The 18452-nt window shown below is 71.2% G+C and carries 15 protein-coding genes; 10 read left to right on the top strand and 5 right to left on the bottom strand.

The window, feature by feature from the left end; genetic code table 11:
* Window positions 1-626: 626 nt before the first annotated feature.
* From ACLGIH_RS03425 to ACLGIH_RS03410, 4 genes are read left to right on the top strand one after another with little or no spacing between them, the layout of a single operon-like run.
* Window positions 627-1325, top strand: a complete 699-nt coding sequence (locus ACLGIH_RS03425) for a phosphoribosylaminoimidazolesuccinocarboxamide synthase (protein WP_416523716.1) — start codon at window positions 627-629, stop codon at window positions 1323-1325.
* On the top strand, window positions 1322-2029 hold the full coding sequence (locus ACLGIH_RS03420) for an SDR family oxidoreductase (RefSeq protein ID WP_416523715.1): 708 nt from the start codon (window positions 1322-1324) through the stop codon (window positions 2027-2029). The genes ACLGIH_RS03425 and ACLGIH_RS03420 overlap by 4 nt, the downstream gene beginning before the upstream one ends.
* 14 nt (window positions 2030-2043) lie before the next feature.
* Entirely contained in the window at window positions 2044-2484 is a 441-nt protein-coding gene (locus ACLGIH_RS03415; RefSeq protein ID WP_416523714.1) for a hypothetical protein, read from the top strand.
* Window positions 2481-3317, top strand: coding sequence for an HAD family hydrolase (locus ACLGIH_RS03410; protein WP_416523713.1), 837 nt, complete (start codon window positions 2481-2483; stop codon window positions 3315-3317). The genes ACLGIH_RS03415 and ACLGIH_RS03410 overlap by 4 nt, the downstream gene beginning before the upstream one ends.
* Window positions 3318-3358: 41 nt before the next feature.
* On the opposite strand, the gene ACLGIH_RS03405 is transcribed toward ACLGIH_RS03410, so the two are convergent.
* Genes ACLGIH_RS03405 through ACLGIH_RS03385 form a run of 5 tightly spaced genes read right to left on the bottom strand, consistent with a single transcriptional unit; the run spans window position 3359 to window position 8372 of the window.
* Window positions 3359-4270 carry a homocysteine S-methyltransferase family protein gene (locus ACLGIH_RS03405; protein WP_416523712.1) on the bottom strand — a complete coding sequence of 304 codons (912 nt, stop codon included), beginning with the start codon at window positions 4268-4270 and terminating at the stop codon, window positions 3359-3361.
* Between the two features lie 31 nt (window positions 4271-4301).
* The gene (locus ACLGIH_RS03400) at window positions 4302-5420 is read right to left on the bottom strand and encodes a trans-sulfuration enzyme family protein (RefSeq protein ID WP_416523711.1); all 1119 of its coding nucleotides are present in this window, start codon (window positions 5418-5420) and stop codon (window positions 4302-4304) included.
* Between the two features lie 32 nt (window positions 5421-5452).
* Entirely contained in the window at window positions 5453-6325 is an 873-nt protein-coding gene (locus ACLGIH_RS03395) for a class I SAM-dependent methyltransferase (protein ID WP_416523710.1), read from the bottom strand.
* A 32-nt stretch (window positions 6326-6357) separates the two neighbouring features.
* Window positions 6358-7608 carry an aminotransferase class V-fold PLP-dependent enzyme gene (locus ACLGIH_RS03390; RefSeq protein WP_416523709.1) on the bottom strand — a complete coding sequence of 417 codons (1251 nt, stop codon included), beginning with the start codon at window positions 7606-7608 and terminating at the stop codon, window positions 6358-6360.
* Complete coding sequence (locus ACLGIH_RS03385; protein ID WP_416523708.1) at window positions 7608-8372, bottom strand: crotonobetainyl-CoA--carnitine CoA-transferase; 765 nt, start codon at window positions 8370-8372, stop codon at window positions 7608-7610. The genes ACLGIH_RS03390 and ACLGIH_RS03385 overlap by 1 nt, the downstream gene beginning before the upstream one ends.
* Before the next feature lie 443 nt (window positions 8373-8815).
* On the opposite strand from ACLGIH_RS03385, the gene ACLGIH_RS03380 reads away from it, so the two are divergent.
* From ACLGIH_RS03380 to ACLGIH_RS03355, 6 genes are all read left to right on the top strand, one after another.
* Complete coding sequence (locus ACLGIH_RS03380) at window positions 8816-10267, top strand: MFS transporter (protein ID WP_416523707.1); 1452 nt, start codon at window positions 8816-8818, stop codon at window positions 10265-10267.
* 100 nt (window positions 10268-10367) lie between these two features.
* Window positions 10368-11639, top strand: a complete 1272-nt coding sequence (gene ahcY, locus ACLGIH_RS03375; protein ID WP_416523706.1) for an adenosylhomocysteinase — start codon at window positions 10368-10370, stop codon at window positions 11637-11639.
* Between the two features lie 230 nt (window positions 11640-11869).
* Window positions 11870-13132: an MFS transporter gene (locus ACLGIH_RS03370; RefSeq protein WP_416523705.1), complete on the top strand. Its 1263-nt coding sequence runs from the start codon at window positions 11870-11872 to the stop codon at window positions 13130-13132.
* Window positions 13133-13207: 75 nt separating this feature from the next.
* Window positions 13208-14233, top strand: a complete 1026-nt coding sequence (locus ACLGIH_RS03365; protein WP_416523704.1) for an SGNH/GDSL hydrolase family protein — start codon at window positions 13208-13210, stop codon at window positions 14231-14233.
* 117 nt (window positions 14234-14350) lie between these two features.
* Window positions 14351-16567 (top strand): iron-containing redox enzyme family protein, encoded by a 2217-nt coding sequence (locus ACLGIH_RS03360; RefSeq protein ID WP_416523703.1) that lies wholly within the window; start codon window positions 14351-14353, stop codon window positions 16565-16567.
* A gap of 17 nt (window positions 16568-16584) precedes the next feature.
* Complete coding sequence (locus tag ACLGIH_RS03355; protein WP_416523702.1) at window positions 16585-18423, top strand: carbamoyltransferase family protein; 1839 nt, start codon at window positions 16585-16587, stop codon at window positions 18421-18423.
* Window positions 18424-18452: the final 29 nt, after the last annotated feature.

The raw sequence follows: 18452 nt of genomic DNA, 5'->3' as shown, positions 1-18452 counted from the left end.
GCATGACCCCTCGCTGAGCGTCCGCCGAGAGTCTAGGCAGCGACTTCGACAGGTAGCCCGGACGCCGTACAAACGTTTGGCGCGGTCCGAGGATCGGCGGCCTTGTTCGAACGACATTCGGCGGTCACCGCCCACCGCCGGTCATTCGGACGCCGATGTCCGCATTCACATTCACGCCCGCGTCCGCCGCCGGCCCGCACCGGCCCGCACCGGCCCGCACCGGTGCCGCGGGCACCGAATCGGCCATTCCCCGACGGCTCTTTTCGGCCGGGCCGGCGGGCCGCCCTTCCGGAGGCGACTCGGTACGGAGAAATCAGGCCAGGGCGGGAACGGGCCGGGCCGCTCGGAAATGGCTGGACGCTGGCCGTGGTCCGGTACGGCACGGCGGGTGCCGGCTCGTCCCGGAATATGAGATGGCGAGATCGGTGATGTTTCCGCCGATCCGGCGTGATGTAACATTTTACCAGCCTGCCGGATCCGTACGCCGTCCAGCGCGTTTCTGTCGGATTACCGGGCCGTTTTCAGGGCCCCCCGGAGCAGCGCTCATCCATACGCGAATGCCATGCTCCGCTCCATTCCACTGTCCGGGCCCTGCGACAGGGCCGCAAAGCAGGGAGGACAAGTCAATGGCACGACTCGATCGGAATCCCGATATCGAGGGTCGCAGCAAGCGGCTCTGGCTCAACGATGACGGCACCTGCGATGTCGAACTCATACCGAGTCTGCGCAGTTACACGTACGACCGGGACGAGATGATTCCGGAGACCGCCCGGCTGCGGCTCGACTTCTACGAACTGGCCGCCACGAAACTCGCCGACAAGGGTCTGCGCACGGTCTTCCTGGAACGGCTGGGTGACACTTCCTACCGCGCCGCGTACATTCCGGCGCCGCCGTTCGAGGTGATCGTCAAGAACCTGGCCACGGGCTCGACGATCCGGAAGTACCCCGGGCTCTTTCCGGAGGGCCACCGCTTCGACCCGCCCGTGGTGAAGTTCGACTACCGCATCGACCCCGAGGACCAGCCGATCGGAGAGGACTACCTGAGGGCGACGGGAACCGACGTCGAGGCCTTCCGCCAGGTGGCCCTGGAGTGCAACGCCTCGCTGCGGTCCTGGCTGGCCCCGCTCGACCTGTGGGACTTCTGCCTGGTGATCGGCGTCGACGGCGAGGGCCGGCCGGTCATCAACTCCGAGATCTCCCCGGACTGCATGCGGCTGCGCGACGACGCAGGCAACCCCCTGGACAAGGACCTGTTCCGGCAGGGCGCCGACCCGGCGACGATCGTCTCGATCTGGACCGACCTGGTCCGCCGGGTGTCCGGATGACGGCGGCCGACGCCGGCCGCACCGTGCTGGTGACCGGGGCCAACCGGGGAACCGGCAGGGCGGTCGCCGAGGAACTGCACTCGGCCGGCTGGCGGGTGTGCGGCCTGGGCCGGACCCCGGCGGACCTGCCCTGGATGCAGCACGTCGCCTGCGACCTCAGCAAGCCGCGGGACGTCGGCCCGGCCGTCCGGCAGGCGGCCGAAGCGGCCGGCGGCCTCGACGCCGTCGTCGCCAACGGCGTGGAACGCGCCCTCGGCGATCTGGCCACCCTGCCGCTCGACCACTGGCAGGAGGCCGTGGACGTCAACCTCACCTCCGTGGTCGCCCTGGTCCAGGCCGCCCTGCCGTATCTGCGCGCCCGCGGCGGCCGGATCGTCCTGATGGGCTCGCACGCCGGCACGCGGTTCTTCGAGGGCGGCGCCGCCTACTGCGCGACCAAGGCCGCGCTCAAGGCGATCACCGAGGTGCTGCTGCTGGAGGAGCGCCGCAACGCAGTGGGCACCACCCTGATCAGCCCGGGCGCCATCGCCAACCTGCCCGGTGACACCTCACCGCTGAAGATGGCCGCCTCCTCGGTGGCCCAGGCGGTCCGATGGGTGCTGGAGGCGCCCGGCGACACGGTGGTCGGCGAGGTCGAGCTGCGCCCCGCCAGGCTGCCGGACGACGTTCCGGTGACCGGGCTGGACCGGCTGCAGGCCGTATGACGGCGGAGGAGACCATGAGTGAACCCGGCACCACCACCCGGCCGTCCGTCGACTGGGACGCCGGCATCGGCACGCTGAGCATCCGGGCGGACGCTCCCGCGCCGGGCTCTCAGCGGGCGACGGTCACCTTCCACTCGCGCGTCTGGATCCAGCTCGACGGCCAGGCGCAGCCGGTCAACGCCGACATCCTGGACGTTCCCGAGGTCGTGGCGGCGGTCGTGCCCCGGGCCCGGCGCGGCCACGACGCGGAGCCGGCCGCCAGAGGGGGCATCCCGTGGCTGCTCGACCCGGACAGCGACTGGGTCTGGATCCCGCTGGGCGACGGGCCCGGGCGCAGCCGTCTGGTCCGCGAGGGCCGAGTGGAGCTCTGGCTCGCCGGTGGCCTGCCGCTCCGGGTCCGGCTGTGGGTGCCCGTGAGCGGAGCGGTCGACCGGCACGGCGGACGACCGCGGTGAACGGCGTCCGGGGGGTGCGGCTCGTCTGCACCGATCTCGACGGAACGCTGCTGAACGGGGCGGGCACCATCGGCCCGGTGACCCGCGCCGCCCTGGCGGAGGCGGAACGCAAGGGCCTGCCCGTCGCCTACGTGACGGGCAGGCCCTTGCGGGACGCGCTGTCCGCGGTCCGCGACCACGGCCTCGGGGGCCTGCTGGTGTGCAGCAACGGCGCGGTGACCGCTCAGGGCCCCGCCGGGCACGTGGTGGACCGGCGGGGGTTCACCGCCGACGGGGCCGCGCGGCTGCTGGGCCGGCTCAGAGCCAGGGTCCCCGGCGTGGTGCTCGGGGTGGACACCGTATGCGGGCTCCGTCTGGAGCGGGGCTTCGCCGAGCTGGTGCCGGACTGCTGGGTCCACGCGGCGGTGCCGGACGCCGCGGCGGCGCTCTCGGCCGACGATCCGCCGGTCAAGATCCTGGCCGTGCACGCCTCGCTGCCCGCCGCGGCGCTGGGCGAGGTGCTGGTGCGGCCGGACGACGCGGTGGAGGCCACCCGCTCGACCCCGCACTTCCTGGAGATCTCGCCGCGCGGCGTCGACAAGGGCGCGGCGCTGCGCCGGCTGGCGGCCCACCACCGGATACCGGCCGCGGCCACCGCCGCCGTGGGCGACATGCCCAACGACCTGCCCATGCTCCGGGCCGCGGGACTCGCCGCGGCCGTGGCGAACGCCCACGCCGAGGTCCTGGCGGCCGCTCGCCTCGTGCTGCCCGGAAACGAGGAGGAGGGGGTCGGGCAGTTCATCCGGACGGTCTGCGCCGGCCTGCCCGGCCCCCTCCTCCGGCCGGCCCGTTGAACGGTCCGGCGGACCGGCCGGTGCCCCGTCCGGTCCGCCGGTCAGCCGGTCAGCCGTTTGCGCAACGCCGCGATGTGGGCGGGCGTACTGCCGCAGCAGCCGCCGACCAGGGAGAGACCGTACCGGTCGGCGCGCTCGGCCATGAGGTCCGCGAACTCCTCGGGGCCGAACCGCACGGGCACGTACCGGTCCACCGGAGTCCAGTCCGCGATGTCCGACCGGTCCTCCAGGTTGGGATAGGCCCCGAAGGGCACCGGGCACGCGTCGGACCACCTGCGCAGCACCTGGTCGGTGCCCTCGAACGTGGTGCAGTTGACGCAGACCAGGCTCGCACCGGCCGCGGCGACCGCACGTGCCGCGACCGCCACGGACTCGCCGGACAGCAGGGCTCCGTCCGGGCCGCAGACGAAACTCACCCACACGGGCAGCCCGTTGCGGGTACAGCTGTCGACGACGGCCACGGCCTCGCGGACGCTGTTCATGGTCTCCGCCACCACCAGCTCGACGCCCTCCGCGGCGAGCTCGCGCACCAACCAGCCGTGCTCCTCGCGCAGTTCCTCGTCCGCGGGGACCAGGGACGGCTGGTAGCAGTCCTCCACCGGGATCACCGAGGCGGCGAGCACCGGCCGCCGGCCGTCGCCGTCCGGCCCGGCCGAGCCGCGCGCCAGCGCGACCGCCCTGCGGACCAGCACCCCGGCCGCGTGCTCGTCGGCACCGGCGCGCAGCAGGGTGCGCCGGTTGGTCCGGAAGGTGATCGCCGTGACCAGGTCGGCACCGGCGGCGGTGTACTCGCGATGGATGCCGGCCAGTTGCCGCTGCCCTTCCATGTCCAGCAGAGCGGCGGTGGTCCACCACGGCTCGGTCACACTGACCCCGAGCCGCTGCAGTTCGGTCCCCTTCGCCCCGTCGACGAGCACGGGCGCCCCGGGGGACGGCGAGAGCGGCCCGGTCACCGCGTCCACCGCCCCTTGCCCACCCGCCGGGTCACAGCGACCGTTCCAGATCCGCGGCGAGGTCCCGTACGTCCTCGATGCCGACCGCGAGCCTGATCAGGTTGTCGCCGATGCCCAGGCGCCTGCGGGTCTCGGCCGGGATGGGCCGGTGGGTCATCAGCGCCGGGCACTCGATCAGGGACCGCACACCGCCCAGACTGACCGCCACGGAGAACAGCTCCACCTTCTCCAGCAGTTCCTGTACGTCACCGAGGTACTCGAAGGTGATGATCGAGCCGAACCCGTCCATCTGCCGGGCGGCGATGTCGTGCTGCGGATGCGAGGCCAGTCCCGGATAGTGCACGGCACCCGTCCGCGGCGACCGGCTCAGCAGTTCCACCAGGTGCCCGGCCGACTCGTTCTGCCGCCGGACCCGGAGCGACATCGTCTTCAGGCCGCGGTGCAGCAGGTAGCAGTCCAGGGCGCCGGGCACGTTTCCGGCCGCGGTCCGGTACCGGGAGAACCGCGTGTGGAACTCCTCGCCGTTGTAGACCAGGGCCCCGCCGATGACGTCCGAGTGGCCCGAGATGAACTTGGTGGTGCTGTAGAGCGAGATGTCGGCCCCCAGCGCGAGGGGGCGTTGCAGGACCGGGCTGGCGAAGGTGTTGTCGACCAGCACGGGCACCCCGGCCGCGTGGGCCCGTTCGCTGACGGCCGCCACGTCGGCGACCTTCAGCAGCGGGTTGGTCGGGGTCTCTATCCAGATCAGCCCGGTGTCGTCGGTCAGTGCCGCGTCGAGCGCGTCGAGGTCGCACAGATCGACGTACTCCACCGTGATCCCGTAGCGCGGCAGCAGGTCGAACAGCGAGAACGTGCCGCCGTACACGTCATCGGAGGAGATCAGTTTCTGGCCGGGGGAAAGCAGGCTGAGGGCGGTGGTGCCGGCGGCCTGGCCGGAGGAGAACGCCAGGGCGTACGCGGCGTCCTCCAGCGAGGCCAGGCAGCGCTCCAGGGCCTCCCGCGTGGGGTTCTCCCCGCGGCCGTAGAAGTAGCGCAGGTCCTGCTGCGCCCGTTGCTCGAAGGTGGAGGCCAGGTGGATGGGCGGAACGATGTCGCCGGTGCCGGGATGGGGCTCCTGGCCGACCTGGACCAGCTTGGTGTCGAATTCCATGAGAGGTCTCCTCGGAGGTCGGACGGTCCGGCTCAACGGGGCTTGACGGCCCGGATGCAGTGGGCGACGCAGGGAACCGCGAGCCCGCCGCCCTCCGTCTCGAAGTCCCCGGCCGCCGTGGCGACGGCCTGCACCGTCCGCTCGTCGCGCTCGGCACCGAAGGTCTCCGCCAGCTTGGCCTTCAGCCAGCCGGGCAGCAGGTCCCAGGAGAAGTCCACGAACTCCTCGGCACTGCTCGGGGTGAAGACGACGCGGCACTCCTGGTGGCCGACGTCCTGGAAGCCGGCCTTGACCAGCCGCGCGCACAGCGCCTCGGCGTCCGCCATGCTGAACGGGCCGGGGGTGCCGGGCGGCGGGGCGGGCAGGCCGAGACGGGCCGCGGCGACGCCGAAGGCGAGGCTCAGCATGGGGACCTGCGGCGGGGTGCCCCACACGGCGGCCGTGAGGGCACCACCCGGCTTCAGCGCGCGGAAGGCGGTGTGCAGCACCCGGTCGGCGTCCGGCAGGAACATCAGGCTCCAGCGGCTGACCACCGCGTCGAAGGTGCCTTCCTCGACGTCCAGTTCCTCGGCGTCCCGGCGGAGGAACTCCACCTGGGTGAGCTTCAGTTCCTCGGCCCGGCGCCGGGCCACCGCCAGCATGCCCTCGGCCTGGTCCACTCCGACCACCCGGCCCTCGGGGACCCGGGCGGCGGCGGCGAGGGCCGGCTGGCCGGTGCCGCTGCCGATGTCCAGGACCGCGCTGTCCGGGCGCAGCCCGGCCCCGTCGAGCAGGGCGTGCGTGACCGGCTGGGCGCCATGCTCGAACAGTTCGTACCACTTGTCCCAGCCCGCGCTCAGCTGGTGCCAGGTGCGCTCCTGCTGTGCCTTGAAGTCAGAGGCCGCGTTGGTTCCGTTGTCCGGCAAGGGATGTACCGTCCTTTCCCAGGGCCCGCTGTTCAGAGGCTGAGGAAGCGCTCGTCGGGGTGCTCGTTCGACCAGAAGCCCTTCTCGGCGGTGGCCACCGTCTCGACGAGCCGGTCCACCTCTTCGGGCGTGTTGTAGAGCGCGAACGAGGCCCGTACCGTGCCGACCACACCCAGGCCGTCGACGAACGGCATGGCGCAGTGGACCCCGGTGCGCACCATGATGCCGTGGGTGCTGAGGTGGTTGCCCACGTCATAGGGGTGCAGGCCGTCGACGGCGAACGAGATCAGGCCGCCGGAGGGCTGCTGGGCACCGAAGACCCGGACGCCGTCCAGGGCGCGCAGCCCGGCGGCGGCACGTGCCGTCAGCTCCGTGTCGTGGTCGCGCACCCGGTCCATGCCCCGGGCGGTGAGGTACTCGACGGCCGCGGCCAGTCCCACCGCCCCGGCGATGTTCGGTGTGCCCCCCTCGAACAGGGTGGGTGACTTGGCGACGGCCAGCGGCCCCTCGACGGTGACCTGCTTGACCATGCCTCCGCCGACCAGCAGCGGGTCCATGCGCGCCAGCAGCTCGGCCCGCCCGTAGAGCACGCCGATGCCCATCGGGGCGTACATCTTGTGGCCGGAGAAGCAGTAGAAGTCCGCGCCCAGCGCCTGAACGTCCACCGCTCGGTGCGCGACCGCCTGGGCCCCGTCGACCAGCAGCGGGATGCCGCGGGCACGGGTCGCCGCGGCGATCTCCTCGACCGGGTTCACCGTTCCCTGCACGTTGGAGACGTGCGCCACCGCCGCGAACCGGGTGCGCGGGGTGAGGTGTTCGGCGAACGCCTCCGCGGACAGCTCGCCGTCGGCGTCGGCGGGGACCACGCGCAGCACGGCGCCCCTGCGCTCGCACAGGCGGCGCCACGGCAGCAGGTTGGAGTGGTGCTCCAGGCCGCTGATCACGACCTCGTCACCGGACGCCACCACCCCGGCGGCGAAGCCCTCGGCCACCAGGTTCACGGACTCCGTGGTTCCCTTGGTGAACGCTATCTCCGCGGCGTCGCCCGCGTTGACGAAGGCGCGCACGGTCTCGCGCGCGGCCTCGTAGGCGTCCGTCGCCCGGGTGCTCATGGCGTGCACACTGCGCCCGACGTTGGCGTTCGACTCCGAGTAGTAGCGGACGACCGCGTCGAGGACCTGCGTCGGCTTCTGGGTGGTGGCGGCGTTGTCGAGATAGGCCAGGGCATGGTCGTCCACCTGCTGGGCCAGGATGGGGAAGTCGTCCCGTATGTCGGAGGACATCAAGTCACCTGCTTGAAGAGTGAGCGGAAGGCTGACAGCAGTTCGTCCGGCATCGGGACGGTCTTCTGCGGGGAGTACGGCCGTTGGGCCGGCGGTACGTAGTCGGTGTCGGAGGGCCGGGGCAGCACCCCGTTGGGGCGGCGCAGATGCGGGCCGAAGTAGAACCAGCAGATCTGTCCGACGGTCTCCGACAGCAGAACGGGGTGGCAGCCCGGGCTGTACATTTTCATGTGGTCCCAGGTCGCCATGAACTCACCGCGTGCGGTGAAACGATTTCCGCGCGCGGCGTGCCCGAAGGCGTCGTGAACGGCGCGGAAAAGATCGTTGAAGATAAATGTGACCCCGTGGGAGGTAACTGGCGACGGCTCCAGCATGGGGTGGTCGGCGGGACGCTGGGCACCCTGTGCGGTGTCTGTCTGCCCGTGGCCGTTCGAGGTGAGGAAAACGTAGAGCTTCCGGTCGGCGTGCAATTGCTGCGACAGGGCGGTCGACGACGTGTACGGCTGCCCCTCGTGAGGCCACGGCTCGATTTCGACGCCGTTTTCCCGTAACAGCTCGAACTGGTCGAGGGTGTCTTCCTTCAGGATTTGGTACTGAAGGGCTTCTTCTTTGGTGCCCGATGTGAGCGGCGCCTGCTCGTACCAGTCGGCTATCGAACGGCACACCACTCCGTCGAGATGGAGGGTTGCGTTCCAGTTCGGGGTCTGCTCGAGGGACCGGGAAACGACGTACGAATGAGCAAGTCGGCTCAGGTCAAGCTTCACGCGAGCCCTCCCGCGCGTCCCCGTCCGTGCCGCCCGGACCGTAGGGCCCGCCGCTGCACACGAGTTGGCGTGCGGTTGGCTGCAAGACGAACGGGACGACACGGTAAGGAATCAGACCTGGTTGATGCGTGTACGTTCCAACGACATCGAGTCGATTTTAAGGACGACACAGCAGTTCCCCCTTTCGGCGTCTCGAACGTATATCCCGATCCGCGCTTCGGACAAGCCGCAACGATGTCCACCCTTTGAGATCTCTCGGCCAGGATGGCCGAAACGCATTCCTTCGCCTGCGCAGACCGGCCTCTGTCACACTCGAAAGACCGGCCGGGGAATGACTGAAACCAGTTGCTTCATGCTTCGTTCCCCGCTGGCCGTGTCAATCGTTCGGCTACGCTCACCGGGCCAGGAAGTTCCTCCCCCCGTACGAAAGGCTGTGTCCCGCGATGTCCGAAGCCGGAGCGCTCGATCGGGAGAGCACAGGCAGCCAGGCCGCACCGACGAGGAATGGGCCGGGCGCGCTGGTGCTTCTCTGCGGCGTGCAGTTGATGCTGCTCCTGGACTTCTCCATCGTGAATGTGGCCCTGCCCAGCATGGAGACCTCCGTGGGGCTGGGCGCGGTCGGGACGCAGTGGGTGGTCGGCGCCTACGCCCTCGGCTTCGGCAGTCTGCTGCTGCTCGGCGGGCGCCTTTCGGACCTGCTCGGCAGACGGCTGATGCTCGTCGTGGGCGTGTCCGCGTTCGGGGTGGCCTCCCTGGTCGGCGGCCTCGCCACGACCCCCGCACTCCTCATCGCCATGCGCGCCCTGCAGGGCGTCGGCGCCGCGCTGATCGCGCCGGCCGCGCTGTCCCTGATCACCACCGGCTACCCCGACGAGGCCGAGCGCAACCGGGCCCTGGGCTGGTTCAGCGCCGCGACGGCCAGCGGCTTCGCCATCGGGGTCCTGCTCGGCGGGATCCTCACCGAACTCGCGGGATGGCGGGCGGTGTTCTTCGTCAACGTGCCGCTGACGGCCGCCGCGGTCCTGGCGGCGTTCCGGGTGCTGCCGTCCGTCGCCCCCGGTGCGCGGGCCGGCCGCGCCTACGACCTGCCGGGTGTCCTGCTGTCCGCCGCCGGCTTCGTGGCCCTGATCAACGGTCTGAGCCAGGTGCCCGCCGACGGCAGGCACGCGGCCGTCAGCATCACCGCGGGCGTCGCCCTGCTCGTCGTCTTCGTCGTGGTCGAGTCCCGCAGCTCCGCCCCGCTGGTCCCCCTCGGCATCTTCCGCAGCCGCGCCCTGAGCGTCGCCAACGGCGCCAGCTTCCTGATTCCCGGCGTCATGGGCACCACGGCTCTGCAACTGTCCCTCTTCCTCCAGCAGGTTCAGGGCCGGTCCGCCCTCAGCACCGGATTCGCCTTCCTGCCGCTCGGCCTGTCCGTCGCCGTGGCGGGCCCCCTTTCGGCCGCGGCCGCCGGGCGGTTCGGGCCGAAGATCGTGTGCGTGACCGGCGGTGCCCTGGTGAGCGCCGGAGTGCTCCTGCTGTCGCGGATCGAAGCGGACAGCGGGTACGCCGGCGGCGTACTGCCGGGCACGCTCCTGATGGGCCTGGGGTTCGCCGCGTTCTTCTCCACGGCCATGATGGCGGCGACCGCCGGGGTGCCCGAGCGGCAACAAGGCGTCGCCGGCGGACTGCTCAACACCTTCCAGCAGGTCGGCACCGCCGCCTTCGTGGCCATCATGGTGAGCCTGGCGACCGCCCGCACCGACTCGCTCGGAGCCGCCACCCCCGAGCACCAGGCCGAGGGATTCCAGACGGCGTTCACCGTCGGCGCGATGGTCGCCGTCGCCACGACGGTGCTGGTCGCCGTCGGCCTGCCCGGGCGGCGGCCCGCCGCCCCCACGGCCACCATCAGCTGACCCCTTTTCTTCGGCCCGCCCGCACCCGCGGCGCAACCGCGCTCAGCGGACGCGGCCGACGATCAAAGATGCCAACCGGAGAGCGAGGCTAGCCACCGCAATGACCGATCTTCCGAAGCACGATGTCAAGGACGTGGGTCTGACCGCACAGGGCGTGCGCCGGATCGAGTGGGCCGAGCGCAACATGCCCGTGTTGCGCCAGGTCCGGGAACGGTTCGCCAAGGAGCGGCCCTTCGAGGGCGTCCGCTTCGCGGCCTGTATGCACATGACCACGGAGACCGCCGTCCTGCTGCGCACGCTGCGGGCCGGTGGCGCCGAGATCGCGGCCTGCGCCAGCAACCCCCTGTCCACGCAGGACGACACGGTCGCCGCGCTCGTGGCCGAGTACGGCATCTCCGTCTTCGCCGTCAACGGCATCGACCGCGACGGGTACTACCGCCACATCAATTCCGCGCTGGACATCAACCCCGACTTCGTCTTCGACGACGGGTGCGACCTGGTGAACACGGTCCACACCGATCGCACCGAGCTGCTCGGGACCATCAAGGGCGGCTGCGAGGAGACCACGACCGGTGTCGTCCGGCTGCGGCAGATGGCCGACTCCGGCGCCCTGAAGTTCCCGATGGTCGCGGTCAACGACACCGACACCAAGCACATGTTCGACAACCGGTACGGCACCGGGCAGTCGTCCCTCGACGCGATCATGCGCGCGACCAACCTGCTCTTCGCCGGGCAGACGGTCGTCGTCGCCGGGTTCGGCTACTGCGGCCAGGGCGTCGCCCAGCGTGCGGCGGGCCTGGGCGCACAGGTGGTCGTGACCGAGGTCGACCCGACCAAGGCGCTCGACGCCCTGATGCAGGGCTACCAGGTGATGCCGATGGCGGAGGCGGCCCGTATCGGCGACGTCTTCGTGACGGTGACCAGCAACCGGGGAGTGCTGCGCAAGGAGCACTTCGAGGTGATGAAGGACGGGGCCATCCTGTCCAACGCCGGCCACTTCGACGTCGAGGTGGACGTCACGGGGCTGGAGGCGATGGCGGTGGAGAAGCGCTCCCGCATCCGCCACCAGACGGACGAGTACGTACTGGCGGACGGCCGCAGGCTGCTGCTGGTCGCCGAGGGCCGGCTGGTCAACCTCGGCGCCGCCGAGGGCCACCCGGCTTCCGTGATGGACATGTCCTTCGCGGACCAGGCCCTCACGGCGGAGTGGCTGACGGCCCACCACTCCTCGCTGGATCCGCAGGTCCACGAGGTGCCGACGGAGATCGACAAGAACGTCGCCCGGCTGAAGCTGGACAGCATGGGCGTGACGATCGACTCGATCACCGACGACCAGAACGAGTACCTCAATTCCTGGGAGTACGGCTCCTGAGCCGACTCCCGGCGGAACACCGCGGCCGGCAGGCGAACTCCGCCTGCCGGCCGGTCAGTTGTGGCCGGGCTCGCGGCGTGCGACGTCTCAGGTGGCGAGACCCCCATTGCGTAGGCAATGAGTGATCAGTAATCTCGGTTTCGCGAGTTCAAGCCATGCTGGATCGTACGTCGATGGCTTATTCACGGGGTGGGCGTAAAATCCGAAACCCCGGTCAACGGGGGTTTTTCGTGCGCATTCCTGCCGCAGTGCTGCCTGACTCGAAGGCTCAGCGCGCGTTAGCACTCGCCACGTTGGCCAGTTCCACCGGAAAGGGAATCTTCCTCACTTCCGGTGTCCTCTACTTCATTCGCGTGGTCCAATTACCGGCCATCGAAATCGGAATCGCGTTCAGTATCGCGGGATTCGTGGCCCTGTTTCTCGGTGTCCCGGTCGGCCATGTCGCCGACCGCCGCGGCCCGCGGGCCGTCTTCATGGCCAGTCTCCTGGTGAGCGCCGCCGCCACCGCCGCCTTCCTGCTCGCCCACGCCTACTGGTCCGTCCTGCTCGTCGTCGTCCTCGCGACGACCGGCCAGGCCACGCTGCTGGTGTCCCGGGGACCGATCATCAATCGCATCGCGGACGGGCGCCCCCAGGAACTGCGCGCCTACATCAGGTCCGTCACCAACGTGGGCATCGCCGTCGGCGCGGCGGCGGCCGGCTGGGCCGCGCAGGCGGACACGGTGCAGGCCTACCACCGCCTGGTGCTGGTCAACTGCGCCTGCTTCCTCGTGGCACTGCTCCTGGCCTTCCGCGTCCCGCGCACGGAACCCATCACGGCGCCGGTCCGGACGGGCCGGTGGGCCGCGCTGCGGGACCGCCCCTATCTCGCGCTGTCGCTGCTGGACGGCATCCTGTCCATCCAGTACCGCATCCTCACCGTCGCGCTTCCGCTGTGGGTGGTGGGGGCCACGTCCGCCCCGAGGTGGATGATCTCGGCGGCCGTGGTGGCGAACACGGCGATGATCATCCTCTTGCAGGTGAGATTCGGCCGCCGGATCGACTCGCCCCGGCGTGCGGGTCTCGCGCTGCGCCGGTCGGGGTGGGCCTTCTGCGCGGCGTGCGCCGCCATCGGGTGGGCGGCGGGAGCCCCGACGTGGGCCGCCGTGGTCCTGCTGGGAGCCGCGGTCGTCGTCCACAGCGTGGGCGAACTGTGGCAGGCCGCCGGGGGCTTCGAGGTGTCGAACGTCCTCGCACCCCGGCACGCCATCGGCCAGTACCTGGGCGTCTTCGGCGTCGGGATGGGGCTGGCCGAGTCCTTCGGACCGGCCCTGCTGACCTGGCTGTGCATCGGCTGGGGGAAACCGGGCTGGCACGTCATGGGGGCGCTGTTCCTCGTGGCGGGTCTGGCCGTCCCCGCGACCGTGCGCTGGGCCGAGGCGACCAGAACGCGCTACGCCCCCGACGCCGTCCGGCCGCTCGCCAAGCCCGCCCTGCGCACCGAAGCCGTCTGACCCCCCGTTTCCGACAAGCTCGCCGCTCGATGCGTCCGCCCCGGAACGGATCGACCGGAAGGAGGCGATCTCTCCATGCCCTCTCATCGTGCGGAACTGACGCCGCAGATGCTCCAGTACGCCGAGAAGTTCGACGACCGCGGCGAGATCCGCTGGTTGCCCTACCTGATGTACTTCCACGCGGCCGGGCACCGCTCGGCGGTGGTCAACACCGACCGGCTCGGCTTCCGCCTGTCCGAGGGGCAGGGCCGGCAGGCGTCCGCGGGCGGGCAGGTGCCCGAAGGGCCCGTCCGGCTGATCGCCGGCAGTTCCACGGTGTTCGGGATCGGGGCCTCCTCCGACGCCGACACACTGGCCTCCCGGCTGTGGGACCGGCACGCGCCCGGCCGGCCGTGGCTGAACTTCGGCGGCCGGAGCTTCAACTCCGCCCAGGAACTGCTGCTCTTCGTGCTGTACCGCCACCTGGTGCCGCAGATCGAGGAGATCGTTCTGTTCACCGGCTTCAACAACCTCGGGCTCGCCCGGCTGCCCCGCTGGATGCAGGGCGACAGCGGCGCCTTCTTCAACGGCCACGACTACTTCGAGCAGATCCAGGAGACGCAGGCGCGCCGGCGCCGGGCGGCCGGGCAGTCCCGCTGGTCCGCCCGCCGGGCACCGCAGCGCACGAGCGCGGAGCTGAGCGTTCCGGACCTCTCCGGGCAGCTGGACCTGGCGGTCGAGCTGACCCTCCGCCACCTCGACAACTGGAAACTGCTCGCCCAGGGCCTGGGGGCGCGGCTCACCTTCGTTCTGCAGCCCCTTGCGCCGTGGGTGCGCGAGCAGCCGGCCCGCCAGGAACAGCTCCTTTTCGACGAGCTGGACGGCATGGCCAATTTCAGCCAGGCGTACGGCGACATCTGCACGATCGAGGCGGGGCGGCGGTATGCCGACCGACTGCGCGGCGGCTGTGAAAAGCTCGGCGTTTCCTTCCTCGACATGAACCCCGTTCTCGGTGCGGCGATCGGCGCCGAGGACTGGATATTCGTGGACCGTATCCATTTCACCGACCAGGGGCACGACACCGTGGCCGGGCTGCTCGCCGAGCAGCTCGTTCTCCGGTGACCTGTCGAAAGGGACCTCATGTCTTTCATACGCAAGATCATCAATGTTCTTCTTCGCCGCCGCAAAAAGCAGGAGAACGACGCCTCCATCTACCCGATGTTCTAGGAGGACGGAGCGATGTCTTCGACGACCCTGCCGGCGACGGCGCGGGCCGATCGGGTCTCGGCGCCCGTCGCCTGGGCCAGATCGTGGTACCCCGCGTTCTGTGATCCGGAGAGCCCTCGTGCCGACCGGGTGCCGGTGGCCGGCATCCGGGCCGCCATCGCCCGGTCGGTGCCCTCCGGCGAAGGCCCCCGGGACCTCGCGGCACTGCGCCGGGAGGTCGCCGCCTGGTCGGCCGACGAGGCGCCTGCCTTCCGGGACCTGGCCGACCGGGCTCGGGCGGAAGCCGTCCGCGAGCGCCTGGCACAGCAACTGGCGCTCGACTGCGCGCCGCTGTCCCTGCTGTCGGGGGCGTGGTTGCAGTGGCTCAGCAGCATGGCCGAGGCGGACGATCCCGCGGCCCTGAGCGCACTTGCCCTGTATGCCTCGGACGTCGGTGTCGGTCACCCGTGCACCTCGCGAGGCCATGCCTACCTGGCCCTCCTGCAGGGTCTGCGGGTGGCGGAGAACGCGGTACCGGCCGCCCGGATCGCACTCGACGCGAGAGTGCACGAGGAGGCGTTCGTCCTCCCGGCGCTGCTGCTGATGATGAGCCGGCGGCCGGAGGACTTCCGCCCCGAGATCCTCGGGGCCGATCTCTGCCTCCGGCAGGCCGGCCCGCTTCCCGCGCTGACCGGGCTCAGGCTCCTGGTGGGCGACGGCGCCGACTGGGACGCACTGGATCCCGGCAGGCCCCGGGGACGGGAACCGCGGGGCGGGCTGGACGGCTGTCTGGCGGCGGTGGAGGCCCTGGCGGCACAGGAGCCGCACGAGACGCGGGACCGCGTCCTGACGGGTGCCCGCTGGGCGTTCGCGCTGCTGCGGGAGTGGCACCGGACGCTGTGCGCCCGGCTCTCGGGGGTCCTCGACCCCCGGCGGCAGGCCGCCGAACTCATCCGGCTGCGCGCCCGCGAGGGAGCGGTCTACCACCAGTCCTTCGCCCTGGCGGGCCGGCCGCTCGCCGAGTGGCTCGCCGAGGCCGGGGAAGATCCCTACCCCCTGCTCGCGGCGCTCGCCACCAGCTCGCTGGTGCGCCCCGGCCGTCCGGACCGGAGCCCTCTGGTGAACGGGCTGGTCGGCGAGCGCGGCGCGATGTTCCGCGTCTTCTCCGAGGACGACCTGGCGGTCCTGCGCCGCTGGATCGCCTCCCTGGCGGACGGGGACGGGCAGGACGCGCCGTCCGGGCGGGCGGGCGAGACCGTCGTACGGCCGGGCGGGCGGTTCGCCCACCCCTTGTCCTCCGCCCACCCGTTGTCCTCCGCCGAGCCGGTTTTGGAACAGGAGCCGCCGGACGACCGCGGGCCCGCGGACCTGCGGGAGGCGTACGTCCTGCTGCAACGGCGCGGCCAGACGCCGGCGGTACGCCGCTACGCGCTGGAGTACGTCCAGGGATGGCTCGGCAGGGCCCGGCACCGGATGGGCGGGCAGGAGATGCCGCTGCCCGAGAGCTGGCCCGCCGACGGGTTGCGGCCGTGGCTGACCGGCCAGCACGACCGGCACGCGGCGGAGTTCGAGCGCACCTCCGACGCCGCGCTCCCGTCGAGGGAGCAGCTGATCGAGTCCACCCTCCAACTGGCCCCCCTGACGATGATCGACGGTGCCTGGCTCCAGGGGTTCTCCGACTACGACCTGGCGTCCTCGCACATCGGGCACTCGCTGTTCGAGACGTACTGGGACGAGCTGGGCAACGGCCACCGGCGGCTCAACCACCCCCTCATCTACCGGGAACTGCTCGCGGACATGGGGGTGGAACTGCCGCCGACCGGCTCGGCGGAGTTCGCCCGCTGGCCGGGGTTCCGGGACAGCTCGTTCGACCTGCCCGTGTTCTGGCTGAGCATCGGCCGCTTCCCGCGGACCTTCCAGCCGGAGGTGCTGGGGCTGAACCTCGCCATGGAGCTCTCGGGCGTGGGCGGCAGTTACCGGCGGGCCCGGCTGGCGCTGCTGGAGCACGGCTTCAGCACACGGTTCGTCGACATCCACAACACCATCGACAACGTCGCCACGGGGCACTCCGCGTGGGCGGCGGACGCCATCGACGCCTTCATGTCCTCGGCCGCGGTGGGCAGCGGCCCCCAGGCCCGCGAGACGGCCTGGCGCCGGGTGCGCGAGGGGTACCGCTCCCTCAACCCGCCCACCGGCATCCACGCCTGGCTGGCCGACCGGTGGGCCCGGCGTCAGAGCAGGAAGCGTTGAGGAGAGAGGGAACGGACATGGCCGATCTGGTTCTGGGCATCTCGGCGTACTACCACGACAGTGCGGCGGCACTCGTCGCCGACGGCGTGCCCGTCGCCGCGGCTCAGGAGGAGCGCTTCAGCCGCAAGCGGCACGACCCCGGCTTCCCCGGGCAGGCGGTCCGGTACTGCCTGGCGGAGGCGGGGGTCCGGCTGGACGACGTGGCGGCCGTCGCGTACTACGAGGACCCGGCGCTGAAGTTCCGGCGGGTCCTCGCCACCTACTTGGGTGCCGCGCCCCGCGGGGCCGCCTCCTTCCGCGACACGCTGCCCGAGTGGCTGTCGTGGAAGCGCGACACGGTGCGCACGGTGCGCGGCAACCTCGCGAAGCTGGGGGCGGGCCGCGTTCCGGAGGTCGTCGCGCGGCGGCACCACGAGTCCCACGCGGCCTCGGCCTTCTTCCCGAGCCCCTACGAGTCCGCCGCGGTCCTGTGCGTCGACGGCGTGGGGGAGTGGGCCACCACGACGCTGTGGCACGGGCGGGGCACCGCTCTGCGGCCCCTGTCCGAGATCAGGTTCCCGCACTCCCTGGGCCTGCTCTACTCCGCCTTCACCTACTTCTGCGGGTTCAAGGTCGACTCCGGCGAGTACAAGCTGATGGGCCTGGCCCCGTACGGCACACCGCGGTACGCCGACCTGATCCGCGAGAAGCTCATCGACATCAAGCCGGACGGTTCGTTCCGGCTCGACATGCGGTACTTCGAGTACCTGGCGGGGCAGGTCATGACCGGCCGGGCCTTCGAGCGGCTGTTCGGCGGGCCGCGCCGCCGGCCGGAGGCGGCGCTGACCGAGCGGGAGTTCGACCTCGCCGCCTCCGTCCAGGCGGTGACCGAGGAGGCCGTGCTCCGCCTGGCGCGTACCGCACGGCGGGTGACCGGCGAGGACAGGCTCTGCCTCGCCGGGGGAGTCGCCCTCAACTGCGTCGCCAACGGCAAGGTCATCCAGGAGCAGGTGTTCGACGAGGTCTGGATCCAGCCCGCCGCCGGCGACGCGGGCGGAGCACTCGGCAGCGCCCTGGCGGTGGCTCACGAACGGGGAGCGGAACGCACCCACCTCGGCAGCGGCCGCGACGCCATGTCGGGGTCCCTGCTGGGCCCCTCGTACGACGCGCGGGAGATCCGGGAGTTCCTGGACGGCGCCGGGGCCGTCTACACGGAGCTGGACGCGCGGGACACCCCCGGCGTGGTGGCCGACCGCCTGGCGCAGGGCGCGATCACCGGCTGGTTCCAGGGCCGGATGGAGTTCGGCCCCAGGGCCCTGGGCGCCCGGTCGATCCTCGGCGATCCCCGGGACCCGGAGATGCAGTCGGCGATGAACCTGAAGATCAAGTTCCGTGAGTCCTTCCGCCCGTTCGCCCCCTCCGTCCTGCGCGAGGACGTCAAGGAGTACTTCGAGCTGTCCCAGGACAGCCCCTACATGCTGGTGGTCGCACAGGTCGCCCCCTCCCAGCGGCTGGCCGTCCCGGAGGCGGAGGACGGTGTCAGGGGCCTGGACCTGCTGAAGGTCCAGCGCTCCACGATCCCCGCGGTGACCCACGTCGACCACTCGGCGCGTGTGCAGACCGTCGACGAGCCGGACAACCCCGCCTATCACCGGCTGCTCTCCGAGTTCAGGGAACGGACGGGCTGCTCCGTGCTGGTGAACACCTCGTTCAACGTCCGTGGCGAGCCGATCGTCAACTCCCCGCGGGACGCCTACACCTGCTTCATGCGCACCGACATCGACGTGCTCGTGCTCGGTGACTTCCTGCTGGAGAAGAAGGACCAGCCCGCCTGGCGCGAGTCCGGGGACTGGCGGGAGGCCATCCCCCTGGACTGAGCCGTCCCCCCGCCGCCCGGCACGCCGTC

The sequence above is a fragment of the Streptomyces hamibioticus genome, assembly GCF_047946815.1.
Classification (GTDB): Bacteria; Actinomycetota; Actinomycetes; order Streptomycetales; family Streptomycetaceae; genus Streptomyces.
The sequence above is the reverse complement of the archived record's forward strand: the minus strand, read 5'-3'. Positions and strand labels throughout refer to the sequence as shown.

Bases quoted from the DNA above. Each gene is read 5' to 3' on its own strand.
- ACLGIH_RS03425 (WP_416523716.1), top strand. From the start codon at position 627: ATGGCACGACTCGATCGGAATCCCGATATCGAGGGTCGCAGCAAGCGG.
- ACLGIH_RS03420 (WP_416523715.1), top strand. From the start codon at position 1,322: ATGACGGCGGCCGACGCCGGCCGCACCGTGCTGGTGACCGGGGCCAAC.
- ACLGIH_RS03415 (WP_416523714.1), top strand. From the start codon at position 2,044: ATGAGTGAACCCGGCACCACCACCCGGCCGTCCGTCGACTGGGACGCC.
- ACLGIH_RS03400 (WP_416523711.1), bottom strand. From the start codon at position 5,420: ATGGAATTCGACACCAAGCTGGTCCAGGTCGGCCAGGAGCCCCATCCC.
- ACLGIH_RS03390 (WP_416523709.1), bottom strand. From the start codon at position 7,608: ATGTCCTCCGACATACGGGACGACTTCCCCATCCTGGCCCAGCAGGTG.
- ACLGIH_RS03380 (WP_416523707.1), top strand. From the start codon at position 8,816: ATGTCCGAAGCCGGAGCGCTCGATCGGGAGAGCACAGGCAGCCAGGCC.
- ahcY (WP_416523706.1), top strand. From the start codon at position 10,368: ATGACCGATCTTCCGAAGCACGATGTCAAGGACGTGGGTCTGACCGCA.
- ACLGIH_RS03365 (WP_416523704.1), top strand. From the start codon at position 13,208: ATGCCCTCTCATCGTGCGGAACTGACGCCGCAGATGCTCCAGTACGCC.
- ACLGIH_RS03360 (WP_416523703.1), top strand. From the start codon at position 14,351: ATGTCTTCGACGACCCTGCCGGCGACGGCGCGGGCCGATCGGGTCTCG.
- ACLGIH_RS03355 (WP_416523702.1), top strand. From the start codon at position 16,585: ATGGCCGATCTGGTTCTGGGCATCTCGGCGTACTACCACGACAGTGCG.